Genomic DNA, 19,702 nt, shown 5'->3' on the forward strand with positions numbered 1-19,702 from the left:
TAGCCGCCCCCGGCCATGGATGGCCGATGGCGGCGAGCCCACGGAGCAGGACCGGAGCGAGGGCATGCCGAGCCTAGGCGAGGCACCGAACGAAAGGGGCAAGAGCCTTTTGGTTACTTTGGGGCTTTTCCAAAGTGACTCGCTGTAAGAGCGAAACCCTAAGCCGCCATTACCGCAGCAACGGATATATACACGATCAGAAAAGAGCCGCCATTACCGCAGCAACAGATATGCCCCCAATCGCAAAACGCCCTCCCAGAGCAAAATCGAAGGGCGGTGTAGACTGAGAGCCTGTTCTCATCGGGGCAAAACAAGGGAGTGTACCCAGCCATGATCGGTGCCGAGTTACTGTCATCCGAAACCCTGACGGTGGGTTGGCTGATCTATATACCGGCGCTGATCTGGGCAATTGCGCGAGCGCCATGGGTCGAACTGTTCAGCGACAGCCGCCGCCAGCATCTGTTGTTCGGCACCGTGTTCGCGCTGTTCATGTTGTGGCTGGTGCGACGGGACTTCGATACCGGCGTGTCCTATCACTTCATCGGCATGACCGCCGTGACCTTACTGCTGGATTGGCCGTTGGCGATTGCCGGCGGGTTGGTCGCGCAAGCAGGATTGGTGTTGCTCGGGCGTCAGGACCTGGCCGCTGTCGGCGTGAACGGCGCGCTGCTGATTCTGCTGCCGGTGCTGGTCACCGAGTGCTGCGCCATCCTGGTGGAACGTGCGCAGCCGCGTAATCCCTTTGTATATATCTTCTGTTCCGGTTTTTTTGCCGCTGCGCTGTCGGCCTTGTTGTGCCTGATCCTGACACTCACGCTGCTGTGGTACGACGAGCGATTCGCCATGCCGTACTGGCTGGAAGACTTTGTCGGTTACCTGTGGCTGCTGATTTTTCCGGAGGCGTTCATCAACGGCATGGTGATCAGCGCGTTGGTGGTGTTCTGCCCCGAATGGCTGGAGACGTTCAATCGCACGCGCTATCTATCGGCGCCCTGGAAAGATGACGATCCCAAATCTTGATCCACATCAAATCCAAAAAACGTTGACGAATCCATGCTTCGGAAAACCTTCAGGAGCATCGAAATGAGTGTCTACGAGTGGGCCAGGCAGGAGTTGCGTCAGAGTCTGGATGTGGCGCAAGAGGTGGGCTTCGATCCGGGATTGAGCCTGCGCGCCTTGCTCAGTGCGGTGGTGCAGCAGAGCAAGGCAGTGCGCAATATTGAAGACCTGGCCGATGAGTTGCGGTTTCTCGCCGAGAACCTCGACGAGGGCCAGGACTATGGCTTCATGCGGCCCTGATGGCCGGGATCAGTGACGCGGGTCGAAGTCGCCGCTGAACAACTCGTCCTCGGCATCGGGGGGCACCGGAATCTTGTGCTCTTCCGACGCCCAGGCGCCCAGGTCGATCAGTTTGCAACGGTCCGAACAGAATGGCCGGAACTTGTTCTCGGGGCTCCATTCGACAGGGGCGCCACAGGTTGGGCAATCGACGGTCGGGGTTTGGCTCATGACTGGCCTCCACGCAAAGTAAGGTAAAAGTGATGCAGGCGTTCGACCTCGCTGTGCAGCCAGGCGAGGTCGCGGTCGTTGACCACCACATCGTCGGCATGGCTCACGCGGTCCTGTCGGCTGGACTGAGCCTTGAGGATCGCCTGGACTTGCTGTTCGCTGGTCTGGTCACGCTGCAGGGTGCGTTCGATCTGTAACTGTTCCGGGGCATCGATCACCAGGACCCGTTGGGTCATGGCGTACTGCCCGGACTCGATCAGCAGCGGCGAAACCAGAATCGCATAAGGCGATTGTGCCTTGGCCAGATGATGGGCAATTTCCTCGGCGATCAACGGATGCAGTAGCGCTTCGAGCCAGCGGCGTTCTTCCGGCACCTCGAAGATCAGCTTGCGCAGAGCCGCACGATCCAGCTGGCCATCGGCTTGCAATACGCCGGAGCCAAAGTGCTCGGCGATCTTCGCCAGTGCCGGGCGGCCGGGTTCGACCACCCAGCGAGCCGCATGGTCGGCGTCCACCACGTGCACGCCGAGGTCGATGAAGTGCTGCGCGGCCGCGCTTTTGCCGCTGCCGATGCCGCCGGTCAGGCCGAGAATCCAGGGTTTTTCCACAGGGGTATTCATTTCAAACCGACAAACTGCCAATAGAAGCCGGTTATTTGACCACCCCAGAGCAAGGCAATCCAGCCGGCAATGGCCAGATAAGGTCCAAAGGGCAGCGGCGTCGAGGTTTTCGCATCCCGCAGGCGCAGCAAAATCACCCCGAGAATGGCCCCTACCAGCGATGACAGCAGTATGGTCATGGGCAGGATCTGCCAGCCGCCCCAGGCGCCGAGCATCGCCAGGAGCTTGAAGTCTCCGTAGCCGATGCCGTCCTTGCCGGTGATCAGCTTGAACAGCCAGAACACCGTCCACAGCGCCATGTAGCCGGCCACCGCGCCCCAGAACGCGTCATGCAGTGATACGAAGAGCCCGAAGCTGTTGAGGATCAATCCCAGCCACATCAACGGCATCACCAGTACGTCCGGCAACAGTTGATGTTCGGCATCGATCAGGCTCATCGCCAACAGTCCCCAACTCAGGACCAGGACCATGCAGGCCTGCCAGCCGAAACCGAAATGCCAGGCGACGAACGCCGACAGCAGGCCGCAGGCCAACTCGGTCAGCGGGTAACGTTTACTGATCGGCGCCGCGCAGTTTGAGCATCGCCCACGCAAAAACAGATAACTGAGTATTGGAATGTTTTCCCACACTCGAATCCGATGGCCGCAGTGGGGACACTCGGAGTGGGGCAGTATCAGGTTGTAAGTGGGGCCGGGGGCTTCGGCTGGCAAGTCCAGTACGTCATGGGCCTGCAGGCGCCATTCACGCTCAAGCATTTTCGGCAGGCGCCAGACCACCACGTTGAGAAAGCTGCCGATCAGCAGGCCGATCCCCCCTGCGGTAATCACGAAGGCCAGCGGGTTGAGGCTCAGAAATTCGTTCAAGGACATATCAGACCGCTGAGCCGAGTTGGAAGATGGGCAGGTACATTGCAACCACCAGCCCGCCGACGATAACCCCCAGCACCACCATGATGAATGGCTCCATCAGGCTGGTCAGGTTATCGACCATGTTGTCCACCTCGGCCTCGTAGAAACTCGCGACCTTGTCGAGCATGTCGTCCAGCGCGCCGGACTCTTCGCCAATGGCCGTCATCTGGATCGCCATGGTCGGAAAGATGCCGGAGGTACGCATGGAAAAATTCAGCTGCATGCCGGTCGAAACGTCCTGCTTGATGCGCAACACCGCTCGCTTGAACACGATATTGCCGGTCGCGCCCGCTACTGACTCCAGGGCTTCGACCAGTGGTACGCCGGCGGCAAACGTCGTCGACAGGGTGCGGGCGTATCGGGCCACGGCGGACTTGTACATGAGCGCGCCAACCAATGGCAGTTTCAGCAGCCAGGTGTCCGTCCGGTCGCGAAAGCCCGGGGAATTCTTCAAGGCATGGCGCAGGCCGAAGATCCCCCCAGCCAGCACGCCGAGTATCATCCACCACCAGTCCTGCATGAACTCCGACAAGCCGATGACCATCACAGTGAACGCCGGCAGTTCGGCGCCGAACCCCGAGAATACCGACTGGAACTGCGGCACAACCTTGACCAGCAGAATGCCGGTCACAATGATTGCGACAAACACCACGGCCAGCGGGTAGGTCATGGCTTTCTTGATCTTGGCCTTGAGGCTTTCGCTCTTTTCCTTGTAGGTCGCCACCCGTTCCAGCAGGGTATCCAGGGCACCGGCCTGCTCGCCGGCGTCCACCAGGTTGCAGTACAGCTCGTCGAAATACTGGGGCTTTTTGCGCAGGGCCGCAGCGAAGCTGTTACCGGCCGCGACTTCCTGTTTCACCTCGTCCACCAGTTTGCGCATGTTCGGGTTATCGAAGCCTTCGCCAATGATCTCGAACGATTGCAGCAGCGGTACGCCGGCTTTCATCATGGTCGCCATCTGCCGGGTAAACAGGGCAATGTCCAGGGGCTTGATGCGCTTACCGGCACTGAAAATGGACGCGGATTTTTTCCGCACCTTGCCCGGGTTGATGCCCTGCTTGCGCAACTGGGCCTTGATCAGCGCAGGATTTTGTCCGGTCAACTCGCCGGTCATTTTCGCACCTTTGCGATCCGTGCCTTCCCAGGCATACACGCTGATTTTCGCTGCTTTGACCGCCATATTCAGTCCTTCGTGACCCGGTTGATTTCTTCAAGGCTGGTGATGCCTTGCATGGCCTTGAGCAAGCCCGACGTGCGCAGGTCGTTGAAGCCGTCCTTGCGCATCTGGAGGTCGATCTCCAGTGAATTGCCTTCGGCCATGATCAGCCGTTGCAGGTCAGGGGTGTTCTTTACCACTTCATAAATCCCCACTCGCCCTTTGTAGCCAGCGTTGCATTGATTGCAACCGACCGGTTCATAGATCGTGAACGAGCCGATGCGTTCCTCGGGGAAGCCTTCCTTGAGCAGCGTCTCGCGGGGAATCTCGATGGGTTTCTTGCAATGGCTGCACAACTTGCGCGCCAGGCGCTGGGCGATGATCAGGCTGACCGAAGTCGCAATGTTGAAGCCCTGAATCCCCATGTTGTGCAGGCGGGTCAGGGTTTGCGCGGCGCTGTTGGTGTGCAGGGTGGAAAGCACCATGTGCCCGGTCTGGGCGGCCTTGATAGCAATTTCGGCAGTTTCGAGGTCACGGATTTCACCGACCATGATCACGTCCGGGTCCTGGCGCAGAAACGAGCGCAACGCCTGGGCGAAATCCATTCCCTGCCTGGGATTGACGTTGACCTGGTTGACGCCCTCCATGTTGATTTCCACCGGGTCTTCGGCAGTGGAGATGTTGATGTCGACGGTGTTGAGGATGTTCAGCCCGGTATAGAGCGACACGGTCTTGCCTGAACCGGTGGGCCCGGTCACCAGGATCATCCCCTGTGGTTGCTTGAGGGCGGCCATGTACAGGTCTTTCTGCTCCGGCTCGTAGCCGAGGGCATCGATGCCCATTTGCGCGCTGGACGGATCGAGGATCCGGATCACCACTTTTTCGCCCCACAGGGTCGGCAGGGTGTTGACCCGGAAGTCGATGGACTTGCTCTTGGACAGGCGCATCTTGATCCGCCCGTCCTGGGGTTTGCGCCGCTCGGAGATGTCGAGACTGGCCATGACTTTGAGCCGGGAAGCAATGCGGTTGGCCAGTTGCGTCGGTGGCTTGGCGACTTCATGCAAGATGCCATCGGTGCGCATCCGCACGCGGTAGGTTTTTTCGTAGGGTTCGAAATGCAGGTCGGAAGAACCGCTCTTGATTGCATCGAGCAACATCTTGTGGACGAAGCGCACCACGGGCGCGTCATCGGTATCCTGTCCGGCGATGGCGTCCTGTTTCTGGTCATCGACCGATTCGATGTCCAGACCGTCGAGGTCGACATCGGCCATCTCTTCCAGGCCGGTGGCGTGGCTGTCGAAGAATTTTTCGATGGCGTCGCTGAGCTTGTCTTCTTCGACCAGGATGGCTTCGGTGTTCAGCCCGGTACTGAACTGGATGTCGTTGATGACCTGTTGATTGCTCGGATCGGAAACCCCCACGAACAGTTTGTTGCCGCGCCGCCAGAGGGGTAGGGCGTGGTGCTGGCGGATCAGTTTTTCGCTGACCAGCCCCTTGGGCTGGGTGTCTTTTTCCAGGCAGTTGAGGTCCAGCAGGGCCATGCCGAAATGCTCCGAAGCCACCTCGGCGACCTGCCAGCTTTTCAGCAGTTTGTTTTGCACCAGATAACTGACCAGTGAGACTCGATCGCGTTGGGCATGCTGATACGCCTGTTGCGCACTTTGATCAGTGATCAGCTCGGCCAGCACCAATTGCTTGGCCAGACCGCTAAGGGCAATGTCATTCATTGGGATTCCGGACGCAGGCGGTTAATGACTTATAGCCTAGTCAAGCAGTGGAACCAAACCAGCCGAGGTGAGGTGACAAAAAGTGTCAGAAAGTGCGGATCCTGGGAGTAGGAAAGGTCTTTGTCGTGATCCCGAGTCCCGTCTGCAGGGGCACGTACGACTTGGCATGACCTGTGCTGTACCCTGTACAGATCATGAGATTTCGACTCATGCATGGAGCCTGTCTATGAAAAATCAAAATGGTTTTACCCTGATCGAGCTGCTGATCGTGGTGGCGATCATCGGGATTCTGGCGACGTTTGCGTTGCCGCAGTATTCGAAGTACCAATCACGGGCGAAGGTCACCGCTGCGGTTGCAGAAATCTCGGCACTGAAGGTGCCTTTCGAAGACGTTATTAATCAAGGCACCGATATTGCCGCCCCCGCCGGGATCGGCGCGACGACCCCCACGGGTAATTGCACGATTACAGCGACGGGTACCGCCTCTACCGGTGTGGGCAGTATTGGTTGCACGATTCTCAACGCACCGGGGCCGGTGCTCGGCAAAACCGTTACGCTTTCGCGTACCCTCGCCGGTGGCTGGACTTGCGCCACCACGGTTGCGCCGGAGTACAGTCCAAAAGGCTGCACCGCCAGCGGTACCTGATTCACTTTGCCAGGCATACCCAGTGCCCCGTTCTCACGACACGGGGCATTTTTTTGCTCGTCATTTGGGGGGCGATCCGATAATTCAGAAAACCCCCGACAACTCATGCCCTTAGACCTGCGTTAAAACCCGCAACTTGCATGTAGATAATGTCGCACTCATGCATTTTGCATGATTTCGAAAATTGTCATTGTTATTAAGTTATTGATTTATATGTATTTATTTTTTATCGAGCAGTTGGCATAGCGTTCGCACTGTCTCTGGTAACCCTGCTGACAAGACGACACGCAGCAGATTTTCCAGAAGAACAGGAGTTACTCGTATGAAGAAGTTCGCTATTGCTGCCGCTACTGCCACCGCGCTGACTCTGACCATGGCCAACGCTGCATTTGCACAGACCGCGCAAACCACCCAGGCTCCCATGACGCTGGCCGCCGGTGAAGTGACCAAAGCCAAGGAAGCTACTTCCGATACCTGGATCACGACCAAAGTCAAAGCAGACCTGGTGACCGAAAAAGGCATCCCGGGTACCGACATCAAAGTCGAAACCAACAAAGGCGTCGTGTCGCTGTCGTCCACAGTTGCGGTGACTGAAGCTCAGAAAACCACCGCCGTGGCCATCGCCAAGAAAATCAAAGGCGTCAAAGCGGTGTCCGCTGACGGCCTGAAAGCCGAGTAAGGCAAGGCTTCTCGCCTGGACCGGGAGAAGATGCGGCAGGCGGGCCAAGTCATACGTCTGTCGCTTTTTGAGAGTTCATGCGAAAGGCCATATGGACGTGGCCGTTACAGGCCCCCGACATTCGTGTCGGGGGCCTGTTCTATTGAGAGCAACGCAAAAAACTGTGGGAGCGAGTTCAGTTACCGCGTTTGCTGGTGATTTGAACCAACCGGTTTCCTTCAAAGCGCAGGTACTGGTACATCCCGCTGTTGGGCCCGTAGGTCCATTCCTCGACCTGAAACTCTTCCCGTCGATTGGCGCTGCGCTTGTAGCCAAGCAGGTCGCGGGCGACGGGCTCTCCGCATTTTTGCAGCACTTCGCTGGACCTGTCCCCGACGCTGATCAATTGACTGCCGCAGCGCAGGGTATCGGCCGCCGCGGCTTGGCCGGCAGCCAATACCAGGGCCAGGCTCACAAGCCATTGCGCGCCCATCACTCGGCATCCAGATGCAAGGCCGTCACCACGCGGCCATCACTTTCGGCCTCGCCGAGGTTGGCGTCGATGAAGTACACGCGGTCATCGGCCAACTGCCCTTTGTCCACCAGGTAGTCCTTGATACTGCTGGCCCGTTCCTGGCCCAGCTGACGCAACAGAACCTCGCTGGAGCTCCAGAAACCGATCACGCTTTCACGCATTTTTTTGCTGCGTTCTTCCTTGCCCAAATCCTTCCATTCCGCGGGCGGCTGGATCTTGAGGCGTGTGCGGTAGATTCCTTCGAGCAGCGGGCCTTTCTCGCTTTCCGGCACTTCCAGCATGGAGGCCTGGGCCGGCACCTTGTCGCCGCGGCGCTGGAGCATTTTGTAGTAGTTGTACTGGTATTCCCGTTCCAGGCGTTGCTCGGCGAGCAGCGGGCCGTCGCTGCTCTTGGCGGCAGTGCCTTCGATTTCCAGGCGCAGGGCCGGACGCTCCTTGAGCGCCTGGGACAGTTTGATCAGTGTCGTTTCGGCTTCCTTGCTCAAGTCACTCGAACCTGGTGCAAACGCCACGGTGCCCAGGTCCTCTGAACCACCGCCGCTGACCAGCCCGCCAATCATTTTGAACGGCGCCGCGGCCGCCTTCACGATCAGATTGCGCAGGGTCTGCCAGATGATCGGCATGATGCTGAACTGCGGGTTGTTCAGGTCGCCGCTCACCGGCAGTTCGATGGAAATCTTGCCGTCGACATCCTTGAGCAAGGCAATCGCCAGTTTCAGCGGCAGGCTTACTGCATCCGGACTGTCGACTTTTTCACCCAGTTGCAGCTGCTCGACCACCACTTTGTTTTCGGCCAGGAGCTGACCGTTGGTGATCTTGTAATGCAGATCCAGATTGAGCCGGCCCTTGCGGATGCGGTAGCCGGCGAATTTGCCGGAGTAGGGCGTCAGGGTCGTCAGTTCCACCCGTTTGAAACTGGTGGCGATGTCTAGGCTGGCCATCGGGTCGAACGGGTTGAGCGAACCCTTGATGGTCACGGGTGCATAGCGGTCGACCTTGCCTTTGACGTCGACACTGGCCGGTTTTACGTGGCGGCTGTCGATGGTGCCGATCTGCCCGTTCAGCTGTTGAATGGCCGTGGCGAAATTCGGGGTCAGGCTGAAGTCGGCGAAGTTCGCCGAACCGTCATTGATGGCAATACCGCCAATGTGGATGCCCAGCGGTTTTTCGTTTCCGGTTGCCGGTTTGGTCACGGCGCTCTTGGCGCCGGAGTCGGCCGGTTGCGGGATCAGCAGATCATCGATGTTGGTGGTGCGATCATCATTGATCATGAAGCGCGCATAGGGCTGGAGCAGGTTGACCTTATCGATCGACAGGCTGTCGCCGTGCTGATAGTTCAGGCCTTCGAGCACCAACTGCTGCCACTTGAGGAAATCGCGGGTTTTCAGGGTGTCGAGGGTATGCAGCTGATCGACCTGCGCACGGCCAGTGACACTGAATGCCAGCGGCTCGGTACTTTTCAGGTCGACCGCCAGATCGCTGCCCAGCATGCCGCTGCGCAGTTCGAGGCGAATGAACGGGTTGATGTAGGACTGGGCGACGCGCAGGTCGATATCCCTGGTCTGCACGTTCAGTTTGGCGCTGATCGGGGCCAGATTGACCCTGCCGTCCGCCATGATCTTGCCTTGCTTGCCCACGCCCGTGTCGAGCTTGAGGTTGAAAGGGGAGCCATTGAGGCTATCGAAATTCTGCAGGTCCAGATTCAGTGGGCCGAGCTCCAGCGCCACGGCTGGTTGCGCCTTGCGGTCGGCGAGGTGCACCTGATAATTACGCAGTTGCACGTCTTTGAGCAGCACCTGCCAGGGCTTGCTCGGCGCGGTCGGTTCGGGCTTCGGTGAATCGGCTGCCGCGGGTGTGCTGGTGGGTTCGGCGTTGGCTTTGGCAGCCTGTCTGGACGGCTGGCTGGCGAACAGTTTTTGCCAATCGAGTTGCCCATCGGCTTCGAGGGCGGCCCAGGTTTCCAGTTTCTGGCTGCGGATCTTGCCGACCACCACTTGCTGCTTGGCCAGATCCACGGTGGTGTCGCTGATATCCAACCGTTCGAGCTTCGCCAGCGGTCGGCCGTCCGGCGCCTTGATGGCGAAAGGCGCAACGCTGACGGCGACATTGTCCAGCAGTAGTTCGGTTCCCTTGGACAGGTTGAGTTTGTAGTCGGTGCTCAGGTTCAGGACACCGTTTTCCAAGACCAGCGGCAGCGCATCGCGCACGTAAGGCCACCAGACTTTCATCTGGCCGTCGGTGACTTTCAACTTACCTTCGGAGGCGATCGGGATCAGGCTGAAATTGCCGGTCCAGTCGATCTGCCCGCCGGCCGGGCCGACCGCGACCAGGGTCATGTCGGCGTTGTCTTCGGGCAGGGTGCTGAGGTTCTTCAGCTCGAAATCGAGTTTGTCGTAGAGGAACTCGATGGGCTCGCTGGGCCGGGCATCTTCGAAATGCACGTAGCCGCCGGCCAGTTTGATCCGCTCCACGCGCAGCGGGAAGGGTTTGGCGTTCGGGTCGACCGGGGTCGGTTCGCTGGCGGGGATTTTGAATAGCCCGAGCAGGTTGAGCTTGCCGTCCTTGCCGAAGAGGATTTCAGTCTTGGGTTTGTCCAGTTCGATATCGGACAGGTGCAGCGCCTTGGTCCACAGGCTGTCGATCTGCAGGTTGGCGTACAGGCGTTCGAAGCCCACTTGTTCCTTGCCCGGCTCGCCGATGATCAGGCCCCAAAGGGTTACTTCAAGGCTGAACGGGTTGAGTTCGATCCGCGAAATCGTCGCGGGCGTCGTGGCGTAGTTGGCCAATTGCTGGTTGACCACCCGCAACGCGATGCCCGGCAAAATCAGAAACCCCAGCAGGCTGTAAAGAGCCAGGGCTGTTAACAAGGCGCCGATAGCGCGAGTCAATCCTTTGGGCATGTGTGGCTTCATCTGTCGGAATCGGAGTGCCTTGGAGTATGGCATGCGTTTGCGGTTCCGAAGCAATCATGCTTTATAGGATTTGTCTGATAATGGGTGTGGATTTTCAGAGCTGCAGGATCAGCGTTTTCAGCGGCGGTTGTTGATCCATCGACGGAAAGTCGCTGCCCGGTGTCAGCGCTGTCCACTCACGCACCGGGCGCCCGGCCTTCTCTGCGCAGCGCAGCACTTGCTCGCGCCAATCGTCCATGCTGACCTTCGCCAGGTTGTTGCAGCAGATCAGCACGCCTTTGTCAGCAGTGGTCAGCAGCGCCGGTTTGAGCAGGCTCTGGTAGTCGCGCAATAGGTCGACCGTGCCGAAAGCACTCTTGGCCCAGGCCGGAGGATCGAGCAACACCAGGTCGTACTGACGCGGCTCCAGACGTTGATAGCTCGGCAGTTTCTGCCCGCGACGCTGGCTGATCGGCAGGCCGGCCAATTGACGAATCGCCGGGAAGTAATCGGACTGGATAAATTCCATGGTCGGCAATTGCGGGTTGAGCAGACCGTTCTCGCGGCCGACCGCCAGGTTGCCTTCGGCAAAGTCCAGGTTGCATACCTCGCTGGCGCCGCCGGCCGCAGCGCAGAGCCCGACGCCACAGGTGTAGGCAAACAGGTTCAGCACACTTTTGTTTTTGCTGTGCGCCTTGACCCAGCCACGGGCGTTGCGCAGGTCGAGAAACAGCAACGGATCCTGGCCGGCATGGCGCCCGCGAACCCGGTAGTTCAGCCCCCATTCATGGCCGATCAAATCTTGCAGGGCAGCTTCGTCGGCGCGGTAGACGGTGTCTTCGCGGTCGATGCGCGAGTTGCCGCGGGAGCGGTCGTTGTAGACCAGCAGACTATCGAGGCCCAGCTGTTGATTGACGATCTCGTGCAATTGCAGCAGGGCGTCACGCTCCAGTGACTGATGAAAGCTTTGCACCAACAGTTGTGGGCCGTAGCGGTCGATGGTCAAACCGCCGGCACCCTCCTGGCTGCCGTGGAACAGGCGATAGCAATCGGTGCCTTGCTGATGCAGCTCGGCGAGCAGGTCCTGGCGACGATCAAGGGCGGCGCACAGCGCCTGATTCAAGGAAGACATGCTGGGCGCCTTGCTGGAGGGAATTGGGGGCGCGGGAGTTTAACAGCTATGGGCTGATCGTTCCCACGCTCTGCGTGGGAACGATCATGAGTGGGGCTAGCGCTCGATCGCCAATGCCACGCCCTGACCACCACCAATGCACAAGGTGGCGAGGCCTTTCTTGGCGTCACGCTTGATCATCTCGTGCAACAAGGTCACCAGCACCCGGCAACCCGACGCACCGATTGGGTGGCCCAGGGCAATCGCGCCGCCGTTGACGTTGACCTTGTTCAGGTCCCATTCCAGGTCCTTGGCCACCGCCAGGGATTGCGCGGCAAAGGCTTCGTTGGCCTCGATCAGCTCCAGTTGATCGATGGACCAGCCGGCCTTGTCCAGGCAACGACGGGTGGCGCTGACCGGGCCGATGCCCATGATCGCCGGGTCGACGCCCGCGTTGGCGTACGCGGCGATTTTCGCCAGCACCGGCAGGCCGAGGGCCTTGGCTTTCTCGGCGCTCATCAGAATCACGGCGGCCGCGCCGTCGTTCAGCGAAGAGGCGTTGCCGGCGGTCACCGAGCCGTCCTTCTTGAAGGCCGGTTTCAGTTTGCCCAGGGACTCGGCGGTGGTGCCGGCCCGCGGTTGTTCATCGGTGGCGAAGGCCAGTGGATCGCCCTTGCGCTGCGGGATCAGGATCGGGGTGATTTCATCGACGAAACGCCCGGCTTCGATGGCGGCCACGGCTTTCTGTTGCGAGGCGGCAGCGAAGGCGTCCTGGGCTTCACGGCTGATGCCGTACTTGTCCACCAGGTTCTCGGCGGTGATGCCCATGTGGTAATCGTTGAACGCATCCCACAACCCGTCGCTGATCATCGTGTCGACGATCTGGCTGTGGCCCATGCGCAAACCCGTACGCGCGCCGGGCAGCACGTAATTGGCCAGGCTCATGTTTTCCTGGCCACCGGCGATGATCACCTCGGCATCGCCGCAGCGAATCGCCTGCGCCGCCAGATGCAGCGCTTTGAGGCCGGAGCCACAGACCTTGTTCAGGGTCATGGCCGGTACGGCGTGCGGCAGACCGGCCTTGATCGCGGCTTGGCGCGCAGGGTTTTGCCCGGCGCCGGCGGTCAGCACCTGGCCCATGATCACTTCGTCGACCTGTGCCGGGTCCAGAGCGGTTTGCGCCAGCAACTGGCGGATCACGGCGGCACCGAGGTCAACCGCGGACACATTGGCCAACGATCCCTGGAAACTGCCGATGGCAGTGCGAGTGGCAGCAACAATCACAACGTCTTGCATGGACGGATTCCTCACTGGGCAGCGAACTGCATTTCCGGGACGTGGTCAGGCACGATCAGTTTGCCGGCGGTCTTGGCGACGATTTCCTCGACGCTCACGCCCGGCGCGCGCTCCTTGAGAATGAACGCGCCGTTGTGGATTTCCAGGTAGGCCAGGTCGGTCAGCACGCGTTTGATGCAACCGGCGCCAGTCAGCGGCAGGCTGCAGCGCGGCAGCAGTTTCGACTCGCCGTCCTTGGAGGCGTGGGTCATGGTGACGATGATGTTGTCCGCACCGGCCACCAGGTCCATCGCGCCGCCCATGCCCTTGACCAGTTTGCCGGGGATCATCCAGGAGGCGATGTTGCCTTCGACATCCACTTCGAACGCGCCGAGCACAGTCAGGTCGATGTGGCCGCCGCGGATCATCGCGAACGATTCGGAGGAGGAGAAAATCGACGCGCCGATCCGCGCGGTCACGGTTTGCTTGCCGGCGTTGATCATGTCGGCGTCGACTTCGGCGTCGGTCGGAAAGGCGCCCATGCCGAGCAGGCCGTTTTCCGATTGCAGCATGACTTCCATGCCTTCGGGGATGTAGTTGGCGACCAGGGTCGGAATGCCGATGCCGAGGTTCACGTAGTAGCCGTCCTGCATTTCGCGGGCGACGCGTTGAGCCATTTGTTCGCGGGAGAGTGCCATTGTTGTTATTCCTTCATTCGGTCCGGGGGCAGGGGATCACTTACGCACGGTGCGCTGTTCGATGCGCTTTTCGAACGTGCCGCAAATGACCCGGTCGACGTAGATGCCAGGGGTGTGGATCTGCGACGGGTCCAGCTCGCCGGGTTCGACGATTTCTTCGACTTCGACCACGGTGATCTTGCCGGCGGTGGCGGCCAGCGGGTTGAAGTTCTGGGCGGTGTGGCGATAGATCACGTTACCGAAATGGTCGGCTTTCCAGCCTTTGACGATGGCGAAGTCGCCGGTGATGGATTCTTCCATCAGGTACTGGCGACCCTTGAATTCGCGCACTTCCTTGCCGTCGGCGACTGGAGTGCCAACGCCGGTGGCGGTGAAGAACGCGGGGATGCCGGCGCCGCCTGCGCGCATTTTCTCGGCGAGGGTGCCTTGGGGGGTCAGGACGACTTCGATTTCGCCGCTCAGCAGCTGCTTTTCGAACAGGGCGTTTTCGCCGACGTAGGAGGCCACCACTTTGCGGATCTGCCGGTCTACCAGCAGCACGCCGAGGCCGAAACCGTCGACGCCGCAGTTGTTGGAGACCACGGTGAGGTCACGGGTGCCCCGGTGCTTGATCTCGGCGATGAGGTTTTCCGGAATCCCGCACAGGCCGAAGCCGCCGGAGATTACGGTCATGCCGTCTTCAAGACCGGCCATCGCTTCCTCATAGGAATACACGCGCTTGTCGAACCCTGCCATATGCACCTCTTTTATTCTTTGTGGGCGGCTGGCTAGCCGGATGGGGAGGGAGTGTCTCGCCGCTGGATTTATTTGTTAAGTTGATTTTTAAGGTTGATTGATAGATAAAACTCACCAATAAATACGGCGTTGGAGGCAGTGATCATGACCGTCAAACAGATCCGCGCATTCCTGGCCGTGGCCCAGAGTTTGAGTTTTGCCGTGGCTTGCGAGCGGCTGCACCTGTCCCAATCGGCGTTGAGCCTGACCATCAAGGCGCTGGAGGAGGGCTTGGGTGGGCGCCTGTTCACGCGCAATACCCGCAACGTCGCACTGACCGCCGAGGGTGAATCGCTGCTGCCACTGGCTCGCCGGCTGATCGCGGACTGGGACAATGCCGAGGATGAACTGCGCCAACGCTTCACCCTTCAACGCGGTCGCGTGACGCTGGCGGCGATGCCGTCGTTTGCCGGCAACCTGCTGCCGCCGATCCTCAAGACCTTCCGCGCGCGTTATCCCAAGGTCAACGTCACGGTGAACGACGTGATCAACGAACAGGTGCTGGAAATGGTCCGCGACCGTCAGGTGGAATTGGGCGTGGCGTTTGAGCCGACCCAGAGTTCGTCGCTGCAATTTACCCCGTTGTACATCGACCGGTTTGTGGCGGTGGTGCCGTTTGATTCACCGCTGGCGGACCTGAGCGACATCGATTGGCAAACCCTGCTCAAGGAGCCGTTCATTACCTTGCAGCGACCGTCCACGGTGCGGGTGATGCTCGAAGAGCACTTGCAGGCGCGGGGTATGAAATTGCCGGTGGAATTTGAAAGTCATCAGTTGGCGACAGTCGGGCGGATGGTGGCCAGCGGATTGGGCGTGAGCGCGGTGCCAGCGTTGTGCGCCGGGCAGATGCGCGAGCTGGGCGCGCGTTGCATCACCCTGCGCGACCCGGTGGTGGAACGGGCGATCGGGGTGCTGACAACGGGGCAAGAACTGTCGGCGGCGGCACAGGCGTTGTTCGATATTCTCAAGGCTGAAAACCTCGGCCAACAACTTTCCCTGTGAAACCCGACACCGCCCCGTAGATCAGCAGTCAGCGGTGGTTATTTACGCGCCTCCAGAATCAGGTTGAACGGCGTTTCCGTGGCTCGCCGGAACTGGGTGAACCCCGCCTCGGTGAAGACCTTGCGCAACCGAGCCTCGCCCGCTTGGGCACCGAGCCCGAGGCCGACCTCCTGGGACAGCGAGTTAGGTGTGCAGATAAAGGTCGAGGCGGCATAGAACAGCCGTCCTACCGGGTTGGTGTTCTCGTCAAGTGTGTCGTTGGCGAAGGGCTCAACCAGCAGCACCGTGCCGTCGGGTTTGAGCGATTCATAGGCATGCTTTGCGGCACCGACCGGGTCACCCATGTCGTGCAGGCAATCGAAATAGCAAATCAGGTCATAGTCGTCGCCCGGATAGCTCTTGGCGTTGCCCTGGAAGAACCGTGCCCGTCCGGACACGCCACCTTCTTCGGCGCGCTGAGTGGCGACGGTGATCGAAGGCGCGTGGTAATCGAAACCGACGAACCGTGAATCCGGGAAGGCCTGGGCCATGATCACGGTCGAGGCGCCGTGGCCGCAGCCGATGTCTGCTACTTTCGCGCCGGCTTCCAGTTTGGCGACCACCCCGTCGAGGGCCGGCAGCCACTCGCTGACCAGATGCGCCTTGTAGCCTGGGCGGAAGAACCGCTCGGTGCCGCTGAACATGCACGGATGGTGATCGCCCCAGGGCAGGGCACCGTTGCCGCGCATGGCGTTGACCAGTTTGTCCTTGTCATGGAAAAACGACGCAACCACCGCCATACCGCCGGCTACATAAACCGGTGAATCTTCGATCGCCAGCGCCAGGGCTTGCTCTTCGGGCAGGCGGAACTGGCCGTCGCGGTGTTCCATGTAACCGGAGGCGGCGTGGGCGCTGAGCCACTCACGCAGCAGGCGGGTGTTGCAGCCGGTCTTCGCGGCGAGTGTTTCGGGGGTGACGGGCTGACTGTCGGCCATGGCCCGGTACAGGCCGAGTTCTTCGCCGAGGATGACGTTGGCGAGCATCGCCGCGCCACCCATGTCGCTCACCAGTTTGCCCATGAAATCATTGAGTCTGGCCTCGTCCATCTTGTGTGCTCCTTCAGCAGGATCACAGCCTGCAGGCATTGTTTGTCGAGGCATGCACCTGTGGGCGGTGATCGTGGGAATGAACAGGACGATAACCGCGTCCTGGCTCCCCCTACGGGGGTAATCAACAAGTCTAGTTGGTGTATCCCTCTGTATCTGGCTGCCTGTCCGATACAGTGCGCTGAGAAGAGGGGCGTTTGCGCACACAGACCCGACACACCGCGTCGCTTAACTGGGCCTGCCGGCCGGCACTGAGTGTTCAGGCGCTGGAGACCGGATCCCAGGATGAGATCGACACCATGCAAACTCCCCTCACATCAGCGCCGGCGACCGTCGGGCTAGGCTTGCGCCGTGGCTTGATGAACGACCTTCAAGCGGCCCCGGCGGGCGCTTTCGACTTTCTGGAAGTCGCGCCGGAAAACTGGATCGGCATCGGCGGCGCGCATGGCGCGGCGTTTCGTGCCCTGGCCGAGCGTTATCCGTTGTCCTGTCACGGCTTGTCCTTGTCGCTGGGCGGATCGGCGCCGCTGGACGTCGGGTTTCTGCGGGAGGTGCGGGTTTTTCTCGATCACTACAAGGTGCCGCTGTACAGCGAACACCTGAGCTACTGCAGCGATGACGGGCATCTTTACGACCTGCTGCCGTTGCCGTTCACTGAAGAAGCGGTGCACCACGTCGCCGCCCGAATCCGTCAGTCACAGGACATTCTCGGTCGGCGCCTGGCGGTGGAAAACGTCTCCTACTACGCCGCGCCGCAGCAGGACATGGACGAATTGACGTTCACCAACGCAGTGTTGCGCGAAGCCGATTGCGACCTGCTGCTGGACGTCAACAATGTCTACGTCAACTCGATCAATCACGGCTTCGACCCGCAGACGTTTCTGGCCGGCATCGACGCGCAGAGGGTGGTCGCGATGCATGTGGCCGGGCATTTCGATGAGTCCGACACGCTGAAAATCGACACCCACGGCGCCTCGGTCAAACCGGTGGTCTGGGCTTTGCTGGCCGAGGCGTATACGCGGTTCGGTGTGCAGCCGACGCTGCTTGAGCGGGACTTCAACTACCCGGCGTTCTCTGAATTGGCGAGCGAGTTGCAGACCATCCGCCGACTGCAGGAGGAGGCGAACCGTGGATAAACCGACGCTGTATCAGCAGCAAGACACATTGACTCGCTACCTGCGCGACCCCGACCGCTGTGCACCGCCCGCCGGGATGGACGTGGCACGGGCGCAGGTTTATCGCGATCTGGTGTTCTCGAACCTGTCGTCGTTGCTCAGCGGCACCTTTCCGGTGTTGGTGAAAATACTGGGCGACAGTGACTGGCGTTCTCTGGTACGGATCTTCCTGCGGGACTACCGCGCTCACACGCCCAAATTCGGTGAGATCGCCCAGGAGTTCGTCGAGTTCCTGGCCTCAGAACCGCAGGCATTGAGCGATGGGCCGTGGCCACCGTTCATGGTCGAGCTGGCGCATTACGAATGGGTCGAAATGGCCCTGCAACAATCCAACGCCGAGCCGTTGCCGGCCAGCGATGCTGGATGGCTGCTGGATCGACCGTTGCAGGTTTCGCCACTGGCCTGGCCGTTGGCCTATGGCTGGCCGGTGCAAAAAGTGGGGCCGGATTATCGGCCGCAAGTGCTGCCGACTCAGCCCACGTTACTGTTGGTCAGGCGGGCCGAGGACTGGAGTGTGAAGTTCTCCGAACTGAGCCCGTTGGCGTGGCGACTGTTGCAGCGAATCGGGGAATTTCCTGAGCTCGATGGCCGGTCGCAGCTGGAAGGGCTGGCGGTGGAGGCGGGGATGGCTGGGTCGCAGGCCTTTATCGACAGTGGATTGGCGTTGTTGCGGCAGATGCAGGGGGAGGGGGTAATCGGCATAGCGGCCTTTATTCGCTGCTAATCAGCGAATCACCCTACATCCATTTCCACCTTTCCTGACTTCTTTTCTGATCGATCCCCCGCAAAGTCCCCGCGCCTAATTTTCTGCGCAAGGGATTGCTTATGTTCGACTCCTTTTCTCCAGTCACTGCCTACTTTTCGGTGCGTTGATGGAGCACGTTATTCGCATCGATCAGGAGCTCGACAGCTTCCCGCACACCCTTTCGCTCTATCGCGAACAGCTCAAGCACTGGTTCAGCCGGGCGGCGGATAAGGCCAGTCACGCTGCTGATTTGCCCTCGCTGATGGATATGGAGCGGCAGATCAAGCTGGGTAATACCAGCAAGTCAGTCAGCCGTCTCGATGGCGATTTTTTCTCCAGCGTTGCGCAGTGTCCGGACGGTGGGATTCTGCAGATCGAGAGCAAGTTCGAATCGGTTTATGACATCCCGCTGGGGAATATTCAGGTCGATGTCATTGCGGTGGATGGCGGTAAGTCGACGCCTGTGACGCTTAATGAACGCGGCAAGGGAGAGTTCACCGGTACACCTGGCAAGTTCTACCGCGTTCATGTTCACAACGAAGTCACCCCGGAGCAGATGAATGAGCTGTTCTCCTCCTACGACGGCCTGACCCAAGAGCTGGAGGCCTGGCTACGCAACGAGTGGCAAGGGTTCAAGCCGCAGTGGTCGCAGTCGACGTTGGTGGCCACGGGTAATGGAATGCTCGCGGGAAGTTGGGCAGCAATTGAAGGTGTGTGGGACGGCATCGGTCTGCTCTCGGACATCCTCAAGGATCCGGCGAAGTTCGCAGCGCGGTTGGGCAGCGGTGCCGATCAGTTGGGTGAGCTGGCGGAAAAATCACCGCAAGTGATGCAAAAAATTCAGCTGCTGGCCAGTGACGAAGCGGCGCTGTGCCTGTTGCTACGCACCGCCAGCTTGTGGCTGGAAATGCTGCCACCCAGCGAAATCGCCGGTAAAACCGCCGAGGCAGTGTCGGCGGGTTCGGTGCAGTTGCTGATCGACATTCTGATCGGGATTGTCCTGACGTTCGCCGGTGCCGGTGCCGGCATCGCTTATCTGAGCATGCGCCTGGTCAACTACGGCGCGCGAATCCTCAATGCCGTGCTGCGCTTTGTCAAAGCGATCTTCACCATCATCGACAGCTTCATCGGCTACGTCGACCGCTACAAAAAAGTCGCCGCGCGCGGTGTGGCGGCGGGACTAAAAA

At 60.1% G+C, this 19,702-nt stretch carries 19 protein-coding genes and 1 pseudogene; 8 read left to right on the top strand and 12 right to left on the bottom strand.

Going from position 1 to position 19,702, the window contains the following annotated elements; translation table 11 throughout:
* Positions 1-330: 330 nt before the first annotated feature.
* Positions 331-1,020, top strand: coding sequence for an energy-coupling factor ABC transporter permease (locus PMI21_RS12710; protein ID WP_007938957.1), 690 nt, complete (start codon positions 331-333; stop codon positions 1,018-1,020).
* Positions 1,021-1,083: 63 nt separating this feature from the next.
* Complete coding sequence (locus PMI21_RS12705; RefSeq protein ID WP_007938959.1) at positions 1,084-1,299, top strand: hypothetical protein; 216 nt, start codon at positions 1,084-1,086, stop codon at positions 1,297-1,299.
* A 9-nt stretch (positions 1,300-1,308) separates the two neighbouring features.
* On the opposite strand, the gene yacG is transcribed toward PMI21_RS12705, so the two are convergent.
* The 5 genes from yacG to pilB are packed head-to-tail and all read right to left on the bottom strand — an operon-like array spanning position 1,309 to position 5,920.
* Positions 1,309-1,509, bottom strand: coding sequence for a DNA gyrase inhibitor YacG (yacG, locus tag PMI21_RS12700; RefSeq protein WP_007938961.1), 201 nt, complete (start codon positions 1,507-1,509; stop codon positions 1,309-1,311).
* Complete coding sequence (coaE, locus tag PMI21_RS12695; RefSeq protein ID WP_007938963.1) at positions 1,506-2,129, bottom strand: dephospho-CoA kinase; 624 nt, start codon at positions 2,127-2,129, stop codon at positions 1,506-1,508. The genes yacG and coaE overlap by 4 nt, the downstream gene beginning before the upstream one ends.
* Entirely contained in the window at positions 2,126-2,998 is an 873-nt protein-coding gene (locus PMI21_RS12690) for a prepilin peptidase (protein ID WP_007938980.1), read from the bottom strand. Before PMI21_RS12690 ends, coaE begins: the two co-directional genes overlap by 4 nt.
* Before the next feature lies 1 nt (position 2,999).
* On the bottom strand, positions 3,000-4,217 hold the full coding sequence (locus tag PMI21_RS12685; protein WP_007938983.1) for a type II secretion system F family protein: 1,218 nt from the start codon (positions 4,215-4,217) through the stop codon (positions 3,000-3,002).
* 2 nt (positions 4,218-4,219) lie between these two features.
* A complete protein-coding gene (gene pilB / locus PMI21_RS12680; protein WP_007938985.1) occupies positions 4,220-5,920 on the bottom strand; it encodes a type IV-A pilus assembly ATPase PilB in 1,701 nt (566 codons plus the stop codon).
* Positions 5,921-6,146: 226 nt separating this feature from the next.
* Between pilB and PMI21_RS12675 the strand changes: the two genes are divergently transcribed.
* Together PMI21_RS12675 and PMI21_RS12670 are read left to right on the top strand one after the other, a co-directional pair.
* Entirely contained in the window at positions 6,147-6,566 is a 420-nt protein-coding gene (locus PMI21_RS12675) for a pilin (protein ID WP_007938987.1), read from the top strand.
* A gap of 322 nt (positions 6,567-6,888) precedes the next feature.
* Positions 6,889-7,245, top strand: coding sequence for a BON domain-containing protein (locus tag PMI21_RS12670; RefSeq protein WP_007938989.1), 357 nt, complete (start codon positions 6,889-6,891; stop codon positions 7,243-7,245).
* Positions 7,246-7,420: 175 nt separating this feature from the next.
* On the opposite strand, the gene PMI21_RS12665 is transcribed toward PMI21_RS12670, so the two are convergent.
* From PMI21_RS12665 to PMI21_RS12640, 6 genes are all read right to left on the bottom strand, one after another.
* Complete coding sequence (locus tag PMI21_RS12665; protein WP_007938996.1) at positions 7,421-7,717, bottom strand: DUF2845 domain-containing protein; 297 nt, start codon at positions 7,715-7,717, stop codon at positions 7,421-7,423.
* Entirely contained in the window at positions 7,717-10,704 is a 2,988-nt protein-coding gene (locus PMI21_RS12660) for a DUF748 domain-containing protein (protein ID WP_007938998.1), read from the bottom strand. Before PMI21_RS12660 ends, PMI21_RS12665 begins: the two co-directional genes overlap by 1 nt.
* Before the next feature lie 61 nt (positions 10,705-10,765).
* A complete protein-coding gene (locus PMI21_RS12655) occupies positions 10,766-11,782 on the bottom strand; it encodes a class I SAM-dependent rRNA methyltransferase (protein ID WP_007939000.1) in 1,017 nt (338 codons plus the stop codon).
* 96 nt (positions 11,783-11,878) lie between these two features.
* Positions 11,879-13,057, bottom strand: a complete 1,179-nt coding sequence (locus PMI21_RS12650; RefSeq protein ID WP_007938078.1) for an acetyl-CoA C-acetyltransferase — start codon at positions 13,055-13,057, stop codon at positions 11,879-11,881.
* Between the two features lie 11 nt (positions 13,058-13,068).
* A complete protein-coding gene (locus PMI21_RS12645) occupies positions 13,069-13,734 on the bottom strand; it encodes a CoA transferase subunit B (protein ID WP_007939001.1) in 666 nt (221 codons plus the stop codon).
* Positions 13,735-13,770: 36 nt separating this feature from the next.
* Entirely contained in the window at positions 13,771-14,469 is a 699-nt protein-coding gene (locus PMI21_RS12640) for a CoA transferase subunit A (protein WP_007939002.1), read from the bottom strand.
* Positions 14,470-14,613: 144 nt separating this feature from the next.
* Here PMI21_RS12640 and PMI21_RS12635 point away from each other — a divergent pair, with 144 nt between their 5' ends.
* Positions 14,614-15,510, top strand: a complete 897-nt coding sequence (locus tag PMI21_RS12635; RefSeq protein WP_007939003.1) for a LysR family transcriptional regulator — start codon at positions 14,614-14,616, stop codon at positions 15,508-15,510.
* A 38-nt stretch (positions 15,511-15,548) separates the two neighbouring features.
* On the opposite strand, the gene PMI21_RS12630 is transcribed toward PMI21_RS12635, so the two are convergent.
* Positions 15,549-16,595, bottom strand: a complete 1,047-nt coding sequence (locus PMI21_RS12630) for a class I SAM-dependent methyltransferase (RefSeq protein WP_007939004.1) — start codon at positions 16,593-16,595, stop codon at positions 15,549-15,551.
* Between the two features lie 299 nt (positions 16,596-16,894).
* On the opposite strand from PMI21_RS12630, the gene PMI21_RS12625 reads away from it, so the two are divergent.
* The 3 genes and pseudogenes from PMI21_RS12625 to PMI21_RS12615 form a co-directional block, all read left to right on the top strand.
* Positions 16,895-17,731 (top strand): HvfB family MNIO-type RiPP peptide maturase, encoded by an 837-nt coding sequence (locus tag PMI21_RS12625; protein WP_033064036.1) that lies wholly within the window; start codon positions 16,895-16,897, stop codon positions 17,729-17,731.
* Complete coding sequence (locus PMI21_RS12620; protein ID WP_007939006.1) at positions 17,724-18,494, top strand: HvfC family RiPP maturation protein; 771 nt, start codon at positions 17,724-17,726, stop codon at positions 18,492-18,494. Before PMI21_RS12625 ends, PMI21_RS12620 begins: the two co-directional genes overlap by 8 nt.
* 148 nt (positions 18,495-18,642) lie before the next feature.
* Positions 18,643-19,702, top strand: a pseudogene (locus tag PMI21_RS12615) (type IV secretion protein Rhs); the annotation flags it as partial.

This window comes from Pseudomonas sp. GM18 (assembly GCF_000282195.1).
Classification (GTDB): domain Bacteria; phylum Pseudomonadota; class Gammaproteobacteria; order Pseudomonadales; family Pseudomonadaceae; genus Aquipseudomonas.